Origin of the sequence: Streptomyces sp. V3I7 (assembly GCF_030817495.1) — a bacterium.
Taxonomy (GTDB): domain Bacteria; phylum Actinomycetota; class Actinomycetes; order Streptomycetales; family Streptomycetaceae; genus Streptomyces.
On sequence record NZ_JAUSZK010000001.1, the window covers coordinates 6,119,833 to 6,132,802 of the forward strand.

10 protein-coding genes and 2 pseudogenes are annotated in these 12,970 nt (G+C 71.5%); 5 read left to right on the top strand and 7 right to left on the bottom strand.

What is annotated here, in order from left to right:
• Window positions 1-390 precede the first annotated feature (390 nt).
• Window positions 391-1,116 carry a ScbR family autoregulator-binding transcription factor gene (locus QFZ74_RS28305; RefSeq protein ID WP_373462503.1) on the top strand — a complete coding sequence of 242 codons (726 nt, stop codon included), beginning with the start codon at window positions 391-393 and terminating at the stop codon, window positions 1,114-1,116.
• A 16-nt stretch (window positions 1,117-1,132) separates the two neighbouring features.
• On the top strand, window positions 1,133-3,262 hold the full coding sequence (locus tag QFZ74_RS28310; RefSeq protein ID WP_307623680.1) for an ATP-binding protein: 2,130 nt from the start codon (window positions 1,133-1,135) through the stop codon (window positions 3,260-3,262).
• 74 nt (window positions 3,263-3,336) lie between these two features.
• Here the strand turns inward: QFZ74_RS28310 and QFZ74_RS28315 are convergent, their stop codons facing one another.
• Both QFZ74_RS28315 and QFZ74_RS28320 read right to left on the bottom strand, forming a co-directional pair.
• Window positions 3,337-5,070: a hypothetical protein gene (locus QFZ74_RS28315; protein ID WP_307623681.1), complete on the bottom strand. Its 1,734-nt coding sequence runs from the start codon at window positions 5,068-5,070 to the stop codon at window positions 3,337-3,339.
• Between the two features lie 74 nt (window positions 5,071-5,144).
• Window positions 5,145-6,149 (bottom strand): XdhC family protein, encoded by a 1,005-nt coding sequence (locus QFZ74_RS28320; RefSeq protein ID WP_307623682.1) that lies wholly within the window; start codon window positions 6,147-6,149, stop codon window positions 5,145-5,147.
• Window positions 6,150-6,537: 388 nt separating this feature from the next.
• On the opposite strand from QFZ74_RS28320, the gene ctaD reads away from it, so the two are divergent.
• Both ctaD and QFZ74_RS28330 read left to right on the top strand, forming a co-directional pair.
• A complete protein-coding gene (gene ctaD / locus QFZ74_RS28325; protein WP_307623683.1) occupies window positions 6,538-8,265 on the top strand; it encodes a cytochrome c oxidase subunit I in 1,728 nt (575 codons plus the stop codon).
• Window positions 8,262-8,645: a hypothetical protein gene (locus QFZ74_RS28330; RefSeq protein WP_307623684.1), complete on the top strand. Its 384-nt coding sequence runs from the start codon at window positions 8,262-8,264 to the stop codon at window positions 8,643-8,645. The genes ctaD and QFZ74_RS28330 overlap by 4 nt, the downstream gene beginning before the upstream one ends.
• Window positions 8,646-8,694: 49 nt before the next feature.
• Here the strand turns inward: QFZ74_RS28330 and QFZ74_RS28335 are convergent, their stop codons facing one another.
• The 4 genes and pseudogenes from QFZ74_RS28335 to QFZ74_RS28350 form a co-directional block, all read right to left on the bottom strand.
• On the bottom strand, window positions 8,695-8,829 hold the full coding sequence (locus QFZ74_RS28335; RefSeq protein WP_307623685.1) for a hypothetical protein: 135 nt from the start codon (window positions 8,827-8,829) through the stop codon (window positions 8,695-8,697).
• Between the two features lie 4 nt (window positions 8,830-8,833).
• Window positions 8,834-9,507, bottom strand: a pseudogene (locus tag QFZ74_RS28340) (sigma factor-like helix-turn-helix DNA-binding protein); the annotation flags it as partial.
• A gap of 18 nt (window positions 9,508-9,525) precedes the next feature.
• Window positions 9,526-9,932 (bottom strand): annotated as a pseudogene (locus QFZ74_RS28345) (YciI family protein).
• A gap of 167 nt (window positions 9,933-10,099) precedes the next feature.
• Entirely contained in the window at window positions 10,100-11,548 is a 1,449-nt protein-coding gene (locus QFZ74_RS28350) for an FG-GAP repeat protein (RefSeq protein WP_307623686.1), read from the bottom strand.
• Between the two features lie 147 nt (window positions 11,549-11,695).
• On the opposite strand from QFZ74_RS28350, the gene QFZ74_RS28355 reads away from it, so the two are divergent.
• On the top strand, window positions 11,696-12,199 hold the full coding sequence (locus QFZ74_RS28355) for a GNAT family N-acetyltransferase (protein ID WP_307623687.1): 504 nt from the start codon (window positions 11,696-11,698) through the stop codon (window positions 12,197-12,199).
• 8 nt (window positions 12,200-12,207) lie between these two features.
• On the opposite strand, the gene QFZ74_RS28360 is transcribed toward QFZ74_RS28355, so the two are convergent.
• On the bottom strand, window positions 12,208-12,951 hold the full coding sequence (locus QFZ74_RS28360) for a metallophosphoesterase (protein ID WP_307623688.1): 744 nt from the start codon (window positions 12,949-12,951) through the stop codon (window positions 12,208-12,210).
• Window positions 12,952-12,970: the final 19 nt, after the last annotated feature.

Here is a 12,970-nt window from a genome sequence, read left to right on the forward strand (position 1 = left end):
CGGCAAAGGGAAACATCGCGACGGCTACGTTATTTCCGCCCGGAAAGTCGTGCAATAACTACATGGGGTGAATCGACGGCGGAGGGTGTCCGGGTGTATAGGGCCCTTGCGGCGACGGAAAGTCAATCGACGGCCTCTTCGGTCAACCCGGCTGTATGTCAAGTCAGTTGATGCATATTCGTGGGGCAACCCGCGTCCGTGGAAAACCGCTCGTCAACGGCATCCGGGTGCCAGAATGGTCGTGGGACGAGTGCGACATCACTCGTCCGTGTCGACTGTCGAAAGAAATGCGCAATTGTCGTGCGGGCCTTGTTTTCTCAACGCTCCCGGCGTGCGCGGGCGCATTACATTTCCGGCTGTCGGGAAAATCGAGCGAGGGTGGACGGGACGTTGCAGGAACGGGCCAAGGCAACCCGCAGAGCACTCCTGGAAGCGGCCGCCTGCCTCTTCGCCGAACGCGGATACGCCGGCACCAGCGTCAACGACATAAGCACCAGGTCGGGCCGGACCAGCGGTGCCGTCTACTTCCACTACGCCAGCAAGGAGGGCATCGCTCTCGCCGTGGTCCAGGACCGGTTCGCCAGCTGGCCGCAGCTGAGCACACGGTACGCGGACGAGGGGGTCCCTCCGATGGAGCGCCTCGTCGCCCTGAGCTACGACATCGCCCAGGCGCTCGCCGAGGACCCGATGACCCGCGCGGGCGCCCGCCTGTGGGCCGAACGCGACGCCATCGACGCCCCACTTCCCGACCCCTTCGCCCTCTGGACCGCCGCGGCCACACGCCTCCTCGCCCAGGCCCGGCTCGCCGGCCATCTGGCGTCGCACGTCCGCCCCGCCCGTACCGCCCGCACGTTGGTGCGCGCGTTCTTCGGCCTGTGCTCCCTCACCGAGGCGCTCGAAGGCACGGCCACCGTCACCGACCGCCTCGCCGACTGGTGGCACCTGACGCTGCCCTCGCTCCAGCCCGCGTCGCGAGCCGGCGTCGAGAGGCTGAACGCGGCGGCAGAGGTGGGCGGTGACGCTGAAGCCGTAGCAGAAAGCGCAGTTGACAAGGTCTCAAACGTTTCCCCGGCCCGTGTTCGCGGCGATACAGTCCGGCAGAGGCCGGATCGGTGACAGGGGAGGGGCCGACGTGCTGGAGGTCGTCGCGCTGAGCGCGCTGACTGCCTTTCTCACCGCCGCCGGGAACGGCGCCGCGGGGGAGATGGGCAAGCAACTGCTGCTGTCGACCGGGGCGTTGGCGCGAAGAACGCTCGGGCGGGAGACGACGCTGCCGGCCGGCCCGGAAGAGTGGCGGACACTGGCGGACCAGATGCACGCACGGCTGGCCCGCGACCCCCGGCGGGCAGGCGAGTGGGCGCTCCTCCTGCGCAGCCTGCCCGAGCAGGCCATGGCTCTGACACCGGATGGTGGACTGCCGCCCGCGTCAAGGGACTTCACCAACCGGCAGAAGGTCTTGAAGCAGCTGAAGCGCGAGGCGACCCGCCCCGCCGCGGGGCGGCCACGCGTCGCACTGCTCCACGGCCCGCCCGGGATCGGCACCACCGCCGTGGCGCTGCACATGGGGGCGGCCCTCTTCGCGCACTTCCCCGACGGCCGCTTCTACGTCGACCTGCGCGATCCGTCGGGCGGCCCCGGGCCGGACCCTGCCACCGTTCTCCTGCGCCTGCTGCGGCAGATGGGCGTCCCGCAGGACCGGATGCCGCCCACCGCCGCGGGCCGCGAAGACCTCTACCGGCAGCTCACCGCGGGGCGCCGGGTCCTGGTGGTGGTCGACCACGCCGCGTCGGCCGCCCAGGTCCGTCCCCTGGTCCCTGCCACGCCCGACGTCTTCCTGCTGGTGGTCGTGTCCGGACCTCCCTTCGCGCTGGAAGCCGAACGCGTTCCCGTTCCTCCCCTGAGCGACCGGTACGCGGTGCGGATGGTCCGAAAGGTGGCCGGCCCCGACGAGTACGCGCGAGTCAAGTCCCGGATGCCGTTTGTCCTGGAGCACTGCCGGGGCAACGCCTTCGCATTGAAGGCACAGGCCACGCGCCTGCTGGCCGAGGAGGCCGAGGAGACCGCCCCAGAGCCGAGGGCCGGAGGGGCGGCGGGGCACGACCCGGTGAGCAGAGCGGCCCGTAGCGCCTGCGATCGCCTCCGGCCGGAGACGGCGCGACTCGTCCGGCTGACGGCACTGGGCGGCTGGCCCTCCGTCGACGTGCACCTCGCCGCCGCCGTCGCCGGCGTTCCGCCCGAAGAAGCGCACCGGATGCTCGTCGAGGCCGCGGAAGCCCACCTGCTGGACGCCATGGGCGACGACCGCTACCGGTTCCGCCCCGCGGTCGGCCGCTCTCTGGCGGACGCCGCGGCCCCGGCGTACGGCATCCCCGCATGTTCCGGCGCCGTGGAGCGCGCGCTCGACGCCCTCCTGGACCGCGCCCTGCACGCGGCCCACGCCGCCCTGCCGCAGAGCTGGCGGACCGAGCCCGCGCCGGGGGACGGCGGGGTGTACGAGGGCGAGGCCCGGGGAGTGGCGGTACTGGCCGCGGAGGTCGCCAATCTGGTCCGAGCGGTGTCGGTGGCCGTGGAGTACCAGCACGTCACGACGGCACTGCGGCTGGCCCGCACGCTCTGGCCGCTTCAGCTGAAGGCCGGCCACTGGGACGAGGTGCTGCCCGCCCTGCACCTCGCGGCCCGGTGCGCCGACGAACACCGGCCGGGTTCGCGTACGGCGGCGGGCCTGCACTTCCAGCTCGGTCACTGTCTGGGCGAACTCGAGCGCTGGGAGGAAGCCGAGCGCGCCGCGCACGCCGCCGTCGCGTGCGAGCGGGCGGCCGGTCATCTGAGGGGCGAGGCATCGTCGGTCGAGCTGCTGGGACTGCTGTCCCTCCGCCAGTGGCGGTACGAGGCCGCCTACGAGCGGTTCGTGGAAGCCGAGCGCGTGTACCGGCGGATCTCCTCCGGCCAGGAGGGGGCGCAGGACGTGGCCCGCGCCCTCGCCCTGGCCGAACGCCACCAGGGGCGTGCCCTGCGCGGCATGGGACGTCTCGTGGATTCGCGTCAACTCCTCGAATCCGCGGCGGACTTCTTCAAGGAGCACGGCGAGAGCTACAACCAGGCACGCGCTCTCACCGACCTGGCCGAGACACTCCACGACGCGGGCGAGAACGCCGAGGCACTTGCCAAGATCACCCTGGCCGAGGGCCTGCTCACCCCGGCGGCCGCTCCGCACCTGCGGTATCTCGCCGGCCTGAGGCTGCGCTGCGAGACAGGCGGCTGAGGCGTCTCCTCCGGACCGGGCCGACTGCGACCGGCCTCGCCGGCCCCGCTCGTGCGGGGCCGAGCGTGGGGGAGTCAGGGACCGACCGCCACCGGGTGCACACCGCCCGCGGCATGCACCCGGAGCGTGATGCCCCCGGACGGCACACTGTTGCCGTCCGCCAGCCACGCGTGGAACGCAGAGGCGTACGCCGCCGGATCGGCGTCCGCTTCCGGGCTCGCGGACAGCCGGAACAGGCCGTGCTCACGGCTGCGGACGGTACAGCGGTCCGGGCCGCTCACATACGCGGCGACCGCGCAGTGCACGTGCCGGCCCAGGATCTCGGCCGTCCACTCTTCCGGGCCACCCAGGCGCGGGTCGCCCAGCGGTCCCTCGCGCACGATCACGTCGGCCAGCTCCAGATGGCCCGGATCCCGCGTGTCCTCATGCACCGCGAGGTGCGCGTCGCCGTCCGCGCCGTAGGGATGCTCGGTGGACCGCTCGATCTCGATGTCGGTCTCCTTGACGCGTGTGAGGACGCGCAGCGGAACCGTTCGCCGCGGCGGATCGTAGGGAGGCAGGGGCAATGGTTCCAACAGAGCGGGGGCGACGGGCTCGGGAAGGTCCATCAGTCCGTAGAAGTGGCGCCGCAGGAGCGCTGCCGAGGTGCCTGGGGCCGAAGTGACGAACTCGGCGGGATCGGCGGCCGGCCGGTGACCGGCCAGCAGTCCTTCCACCTGAACGCGCAACGGGCCGTACGGATCGAGCCTCGGCGCGCCCCGGACGAACGCGGCGAGCGGTGCCTCGGGATCCAGGCGATCCTCGCCGGGGGCGGCCAGCAACACCGGTGTGCCCAGAGCGGATGCGTAGTAGGTGACCGCGCCGAAGTCACCGATCACGGCGTCGGCCGCCAGCAGGGCCTGCCGCCAGGCATGAGCAGGGTCGATCAGAGTCAGCCCGCTGCGCAGGGCCCGGTCCAGCCACGCACGGACCTGGCCGGGGCCGTGCCCGTACCAGATGTTCGGATGCAGCACGGCGGCCAGCCGGTAGTCGTCGGCGGGCAACTCCGCGGTGAGCCGGGGGAGCAGCCCCGGAAATACGTCAGGCCCACCGCCGCTGCCGAAGAAACCCTCAGGATTCCAGGTGGAGTTGAGCACGACGAGCCGCTGACCTCGTCGTACCCCCAGGGCGCGCCGGAAGCGCTCGCGGTACGGGCGTGCGGCGAGCATCCGGTCGAAGCAGGGGTCGCCGGCGAGTACGGAGACGCCCACGGCCTGCGGACACACCCGGTGCAGCCGCTCCAACTGCTCCGGATGCGACAGCACGAGGCCGTCCATGAACGGCCGGCCGTCCGCCAGGAGCCACTCCGGCGACAGACCGAACGTCGGCTCCCGGCTCCCGGCTCCCGGCTCCCGGCTCCCGGCTCCCGGCTCCCGGCTCCCGGCTCCCGGCAGCGTCAGTCTCTTAGTATACCCGACACCGTGTGAAATAACAGACAATTTACCCTGAAGGGAAGAGAGTTGGCCACCGAAGCTCGCGGAGATCGCGAGATCGACCGGAGTTGAGAGCGCTTGACTCCACGGCAGCGCGGGGAGGCCCAAGTCGGCGAAAAGTTCGGCGACTCCGGCCTGGAAGGCAGAAGATCCCGTCGACGTGACGAGCAACTGCACGCGGAAGTCGTCGTGGAAGAGCGACCGGACGTCCAGCAGCCGGCCGGCCGACGTGACGTTGTGGATCACCAGCAGGACCCGGCGCTGCGCCGTACGGCTGGCCCATCGTTCCGAGTCCGGCCCGACCGGCACGCGTATCGGCAGGGGCTCGGCCCGCACGTGGTCCCTCCTGGGTGCATGGAGTGCTGTCGCGCGCTCACCTTAGCGAGCGCTCGCCGTGACGGAGGCAGACCCTAGGCGTTGATCGACCCCGAGCCCTCGCGCAGCACCCGCGCCTCCCGGCCGTCCAGCGCCGCCAGCACCTCGGCGCAGATGGCCAGCGCGGTCTCGGCGGCGGTGCGGGCGCCGAGGTCGAGGCCGATCGGGCCGTGGACGCGCCCGAGCTGGACCTCGTCGAAACCCGCCTCGGTGAGGCTCGCGGCCCGGCGGGCCTGAGTGCGCCGGGAGCCGAGCGCGCCGACGTACGCGACGCCCGTGGTCAGCGCGCTGGACAGGACCGGGACGTCGACCTCCGGGTCATGGCTGAGCATGATCAGGCAGGCGCCGCCCGGCCGCTCGGACAGCAGACGTACGGCCTCCTGCGCCTCGGACGTCACGACCGCCGGCCAGCCCAGCAGAGCGGCCTGCGCGACCAGGAGGCCGGCCAGTTCGCCCTCTCCGACGATGACCAGATGGGGCAGCGCCGGGAACGTCTCGATGAGGACGAGCCCGCCGTGCGTGGGCTGGAGGTCGCGTCCGGTCCGGCGGCGGGCGAGCAACTCCCGGGCTCGCTCGACGACTTCGGCAGATACGTCCGTACCCGCGTCGTCCTGCCGCGGCGCCGACGTCACGACGGTGCTGGCCGCCCGGGTCCCGCTCGCGTCGAGCCGGGTGACCAGGGCCGCGTCGGAGCCGTCGGCCAGCAGGTCCCACCAGGCCGTGGGCAGGGTGTGCAGCGGTTGCAGCAGTACGTCGGCCTGCCCGCCGCAGGTCAGCCCCGCCCGCTTCACCTCCTCCTCGTGGACGGCCACCTCGCGCACGCACGCCGTGTCGCCCTCGGGAAGAGCGGCGGCCTGCGCGGCCAGGTAGTCGTCGAACGTGCCGCGGTAGAGCGAGCCGTGGCAGTGGCCGTCCGCGTCGATCAGGACCGCCTCGCCGAGGTTTCGGGGGCCGAACCCCGTCTCGGTGATGGGGCGGGCGAGAACGCCCGGACGGCCCTCGGCCGCCCACCTCCGTGCCGCGTCCGCCAACTCACGCATGATCGCGGCCCTCCTCGGTCCGGTGCCTCGCCGCCGGGAAACCACCTGGTCAGCGCGGCCCCGTGAGCCGAATTCTAGTGACGCGCCGCACGGCACCGCACCCCGCAGACGGATGGCGAACGCCGGGATTCGGTCCGGTCCGGTAGCCGTACCGGTAGCCGTACCGACGGCCACCACCGGCGCTCACCTGCGGCGCGCGACGTCCGATCCGGGCGGTCCTCCGGCGCGGAGCCGTCGCGACGACACGCCCGCCTGCTCCATTCGTGTGTGAGCGTCATCCGTTCGGCCGTGTGTCGAGCACTCAGGCAGGCGATCAACGGCCGGGGCCCGCGAGGATGGCCGCGCTCTGTTCCGAGCGAATCGTGAACCATCAGGAGACACGGGATCTGTGAGCATCGTCAACGAACCCCAGGGTGCCGGGGAAGCCGAGGACGCCTACGAGAACGAGCTGCCGGTCAGGCGCAGGCGGCCCGGCAACGTCGTGGTCAGGTGGATGACGACCACCGACCACAAGACGATCGGCACGCTGTACCTCTCGACGTCGTTCATCCTGTTCCTGGTCGGCGGCGTGATGGCGCTGCTCATGCGCGCCGAGCTGGCCCGGCCGGGCCTGCAGATCATGTCCAACGAGCAGTACAACCAGGCGTTCACGATGCACGGCACCGTGATGCTCCTGATGTTCGCGACGCCGCTGTTCGCCGGCTTCGCGAACTGGATCATGCCGCTCCAGATCGGCGCCCCTGACGTGGCGTTCCCGCGCCTGAACATGCTCGCCTACTGGCTCTACCTGTTCGGTTCGCTCATCGCCCTGGCCGGCTTCCTCACCCCCCAAGGCGCCGCCGCCTTCGGCTGGTTCGCCTACTCGCCGCTCACGGACGCCATCCGCTCACCCGGCCTCGGCGGCGACCTGTGGATCATGGGCCTGGCCTTCTCCGGCTTCGGCACCATCCTCGGCGCGGTCAACTTCATCACCACGATCATCTGCATGCGCGCGCCCGGCATGACCATGTTCCGCATGCCGATCTTCGTGTGGAACGTGCTGCTGACCGGTGTCCTGGTCCTGCTGGCCTTCCCGGTGCTCGCGGGCGCGCTGCTCGCGCTGGAGGCGGACCGCAAGTTCGGCGCCCACGTCTTCGACGCCGCGAACGGCGGAGCGCTGCTGTGGCAACACCTCTTCTGGTTCTTCGGCCACCCCGAGGTCTACATCATCGCCATCCCGTTCTTCGGCATCGTCACCGAGATCATCCCGGTCTTCTCCCGCAAGCCGATCTTCGGTTACATGGGCCTGGTCGCCGCGACGATCTCGATCGCCGGTCTGTCCGTCACGGTGTGGGCGCACCACATGTACGTCACCGGCGGTGTGCTGCTGCCGTTCTTCTCCTTCATGACCTTCCTGATCGCGGTCCCGACCGGTGTGAAGTTCTTCAACTGGATCGGCACCATGTGGAAGGGCTCGGTGTCGTTCGAGACCCCGATGCTCTGGGCCGTCGGCTTCCTCGTCACGTTCCTCTTCGGCGGCCTGACCGGCGTCATCCTCGCCTCGCCGCCGATGGACTTCCACGTCTCCGACTCGTACTTCGTGGTGGCCCACTTCCACTACGTCGTCTTCGGTACGGTCGTGTTCGCCATGTTCGCCGGATTCCACTTCTGGTGGCCGAAGTTCACCGGCAAGATGCTCGACGAGCGCCTCGGCCAGATCACCTTCTGGACGCTGTTCATCGGCTTCCACGGCACCTTCCTGGTCCAGCACTGGCTGGGCGCCGAGGGCATGCCGCGCCGGTACGCGGACTACCTCGCCGCCGACGGCTTCACGACCCTGAACACCGTCTCCTCGATCGGGTCGTTCCTGCTCGGCCTGTCGATGCTGCCCTTCCTCTACAACGTCTGGAAGACCTCCCGGTACGGCAAGCCGGTCGCCGTCGACGACCCCTGGGGCTACGGCCGTTCGCTGGAGTGGGCCACCTCCTGCCCGCCCCCGCGGCACAACTTCACCACGCTGCCCCGGATCCGCAGCGAGTCCCCGGCGTTCGACCTGCACCACCCCGAGGTGGCCGAGCTCGAATACGAGGCGCACGGAACGCGCCGCGCGAGCGAACCAGAAGGCGGCCGGCCGTGACACCGGCGGACCGTCCCGGCCCGCTGCCTCCGCCGCACCCGTCGCAGGGCCGCTCGGTCGCCAACGAGGTCGAGGGCTACCTCCTCCTGCACGCCGAGCGCGAGCAGGCCGAGCGCGAGGCCGCGGCCCTCTGCGCCCGCCTGCCCTGGCTCACCACCGGGCAGGCGGAGGACCTCACCCGCCACTACACCGAACAGCGCCTCGGCCTGACACGCCAGGCCCTCCAGGCCACCGCCGACCGCGCCAAACGCCTGCGCGGCGAGTACGAGGCCCGGTACGCCGAACTGCGCCGCGCCCTGCTCAAGCGGCACGCCGCCTGCGCCTCCGTCCTGCTCGCCTGCTCCGTGGCCACGAGCTCTTTCGCCCTGGCGGCCCGCTGACCCGGGGAACCGCCGGAGGAACGAACGGGCAGCTCGGTGCCGCCGTTCGTCAGCGCAGGACGACGCTGATGCCCCGCTCGCGGAAGATCTCCAGGATCAGCTCGAACAGCGGTACTTCGCGGTTGCCCGAGGCCACGTGTCTCGCCAGTTCCGACCTGGCCCGGTCCGAGTGCTCCCATCGCACGGTGAAGCAGTCCCGCCACCTCGGGGTGGTCGACCTGGGCCGCGAGCTGCCGGGTGAGCCGGATGGCCTCGGCGGCGAGGTCGACGTCGCCGGAGTAGCCCTCGTTGAAGACGAGGTAGAGGACGCGCAGCACGGTGGCGACGTCGCCGAGCTGGTCGAAGCTTCCCCGAGCTCTCGGCTTCGCTCGAGCAGGGGAGACCCCAACGCCGGAGACGGTGCGCTTGGCCCGGCTGATCCGCTGGGCCATGGTCGCCTCGGGCACGAGGTAGGCCTGGGCGATCTGGCGGGTGGTCAGCCCGCCGACGGCGCGCAGCGTGAGCGCCACTGCGGACGACGGCGTCAGCGACGGGTGGGCGCACAGGAAGTAGAGCTGGAGCTGCCGTCCACCGCGGGCGCGGGCCCGGCCGCCGCCGGCTCCTCGAAGAAGAGGTCCTCACGCCGGCGGCGGGCGGTGTCCGCCCGGGCCTGGTCGAGGAACTTGCGCCAGGCCACCGTGACCAGCCAGCTCTTCGCGTCCCGCACGGGGTATCCCGTGCTCGAAGAGCCTGGGGAGGGGGCGGCGGGCCAGACGCGGACCGCCTCGACCAGCGCGTCCTGCACGGCGTCCTCGGCCGCCGCGAAGTCGGCTCCGCGACGGACGAGGATGGCGAGCACGCTCGGCGTAAGACTCCTCAGCAGGGTCGTCCATCGACGAGTTCACTCCGTGATGGTGGGCGGCGCGGTCAGGAACGGGCGCACCTCCAGCCACTCGTGGATCGGCTTCCCGCCGCCCCGGGGGCGGCGGACAGCTCCCCGGCCAGCTCGACAGCGCGCTCGTGGCTGTCGACGTCGATGATCATCCATCCGGCGATGAGGTCCTTGGTCTCGGCGAACGGCCCGTCGGTGACCGGCGGGCGCCCCTCGCCCTCGTAGCGGACCCACTCCCCCTCGGGGGCGAGCGCCTGACCGTCGACGAACTCGCCGGTCCTCTCGAGCCGGGCCGCGAAGTCGTTCATGTACCGCACATGCGCCGAGATCTCCTCCGGCGTCCACTGGTCCATCGGCACGTCATTCACCGCTGCCGGGGCGCCACGGTAGTGCTTGAGCAGCAGGTACTTGGCCATGGTGTTCTCCTCGGTGCTGGTGCGACCCATTGTGGTCGCGTTCACCCCGGGGACGGAGCGGGCCACGGGTTCTCGACATCTCCGGCCGAGATTTTTTTGGGATCTCGTGGATGAGCCCGAGTGAGCCGGGTGAGCCGGAGGTCGGTCGTGGGTGATCCCTCCCGGTCTCAGTGTCCGAGCACCGAGCCGAAGGACTTGTCGCGGTAGGTCAGGCCGAACGCCTTCTCGTTGAAGGCCACCGCACCGGAGGTCGTCAGGCCCGAACCGCCGCCCCGCAGAACCCAGTTCGCGCCGTCGGCGTCGTGGGCGCCGTCGTCGAAGACGTCCTCGCCGGAGGCGGCGGTGGTGAGGTCGGCGTGGCCGTCGCGGTTCAGGTCCTGAAGACGTACGGCGCTGCCGAACCGGTCCCAGTCCTCGGTTACACCGGCGACTCCGGCGGTGTCCTGCGTGAAGGACTTGGCCCCGGTGCCGGTGAGGCCGGAGGCCGAGCCCTTGAGCAGCCAGACCGCTCCCGCGTCGACGACGGTGCCGACGTCCTCGCCGGGCGCGCCCACCGCGACGTCCGGGTAGCCGTCACCCGTGACGTCGCCGACACTGACGCCTGCGCCGAAGGCGTCGCCCGACTCGCCGACCCCCGCAACGCCCGCCGTGTCCTGGTCGATCAGGGTGCTGCGGGAGCTGCCGGGTATGCCGCCGGGGCCGCCGTAGTGGACGGCGACGGTGCCCGCCTCGGAGGGACCGGAACCGTAGGTGATCAGGTCGTCGTGACCGTCCCGGTCGAGGTCGCCCGCCGCGCGCACGTGCGCGGCGCTCAGGGGCACGGAGGCGGGGTTCTCGGTGAACGTCATGGCGCCACCGGCGGCCCCGCCCGCGTAGTAGCCGAGCCACACGCCGGGCTCGTCGTTCTCGATGTCGCTGTCTCCGGACACGGCGAGGTCGTCGGCGCCGTCCCCGTCGAAGTCACCCGCCGCGACCGACGCGGTCCCCCGGTACACGGAGGAGGAGGGCGCGGCCGTCGGTAGCTCGGTCCGGGCCGGAGCCGCCGTCCGCGTGAACCCGTCGCCGAACACCGACACCCCGGCGAAGCCCGTCACGGCGAGCTGGTCGCGGCCGTCACCGTCGAAGTCGCCGACCGCGAGCGCGGTTCCGTACCGGTAGGCGGAGTTCGCGCCCGAGGCCCCGTACAGGGTCAGCGCGCCGTGGACGAGCCCCTTGGGGCCGCCCCACAGGATCTGGACGATGCCGAAGTCGGCTCCGTCCGACTTCTCGGCCGGTACGCCCACCGCCAGATCGGTGAAGCCGTCGCCGTTCAGGTCGCCCGTGGCGTAGGACGAGCCGAACGTGTCGTACGCCTCCGGCGCGCCGGGCACTCCCGGCGTGTTCTGGCTGATCGCGGCGGAACGGCTCGGCGAGACGCCGGAGGCGGAGCCGTACAGCACGGTCAACTGCCCTGCCTGCGTCCGCCCGTTCACCGTCGCCTTGGGGGTGGCGACCACCAGGTCCGCGAACCCGTCGCCGTCGAAGTCGTCGGCTGTGGCGCTCTTGCCCGTGACGGCAGCGGCGGCGGGCGTAGCGAGGGGCAGGGCCGGGCCGCCGACACCGAGCACGGTAGCCATGGCCGTGGCTGCCAGAAGTCTCTTTCGCAAGTGGGATCTCCGGTTCGAAGGTGTTGTGCAGAGTTGACCTGCGAGGCCGCCAAATGGTTGCCCCGCTCGCGCCAATCTCGGTTGCGGGTGGGGCCCGTTCCGGAGGACTGTCTCGGCGTGATCGAACTGAGGAACCTGGAACCGGACGACTGGCAGCTCTGGCGCGCGCTGCGACTGGCCGCACTCGCCGAGGCGCCGTACGCCTACGGCACGAGGTTGGCGGACTGGCAGGGGGAGGGGGACCGGGAGGAACGTTGGCGGGACCGCCTGGCCATCCCCGGATCGCTCAACCTGGTTGCGGTCCGCGCGGGCGAGCCGGTCGGGATGGCCAGTGGGGTCCCGGCCGAGCGGCGGCCGGATGCCGTGGAGCTGATCTCGATGTGGGTCAGTCCCGCGGCCCGGGGCCAGGGGGCGGGCGGCCTCCTCATCAGAGAGGTCGCCCGCTGGGCCGCTGCGGAGAAGGGCGCGACGACGTTGCTGCTGTCGGTGATGCCGGACAACCGCGCGGCCCTCGCGCTGTACGAGCGTCACGGCTTCAAGGACACCGGAGAACCAGGTGACTTGCTGCCGGACGGCGTACGCAGGGACGTGGTGATGGCGAAGGACCTCAGCCCGGCGTGATCACCGGGTCAGACCACGACGCGGTAGTGCGTCGTCAGGCGTCGGTCGTCGCCCAGGATGTGGAAGGCGAGACCGGGCGGCTGCTCGCGGTCGGCGGCGTCGTCGCCCTCCCAGGGCATGCGCAGCGTCCAGGTGACGGCTGGTCCGACGATCAGGGGACGGCCTGCGAAGGTCGTGGCGGCCGCGGTGTGGGCGTGCCCGGTCAGGACGGCGACGACCTGGGGGTACGCGTCGAGCAACGCGGCCAGTTGCTCGGGCTGTTCGAGCAACGAGGAGTCCGGCAGGGGGTGGTGCAACTCGACCGGGGGCTGGTGGAAGGCGATCAACACCGTGGTGTCCCGGGGCAGTTCGGCGAGTCGGGTCTCGATCCAGTCGAGCGTCTCGGCGTCGAGGCGCCCCTCGTCGTGGCCGGGGATCGTGGAGTCGCACATCAGGACGGCGGTCCCGGCGACGTGGTGGATCCGGTTGACGGGAGCCGGGTCCGGGGTCTCGCCGAGCAGGGCCTTGCGGTAGGCCGGACGGCTGTCGTGGTTGCCGGGGCAGGTGAGCACCGGGAAGGGCGCGTCGAGCAGGCGCGCCGCCTCCTCGTACTCCGCCTCCGCGCCGTGGTCGGCGATGTCCCCGGTGACCAGCAGGGCGTCGACCGGGCCCGGCAGGGCTCGCAGGTAGTCCATGACGCGGCGCGCGCGTCGGGTGGCCCGCTCGCTGCCGTCCAAGTGCAGATCGCTGATCTGGGCAAGCAGCAGTGTCATGATCCATCCCCTCCCAGGG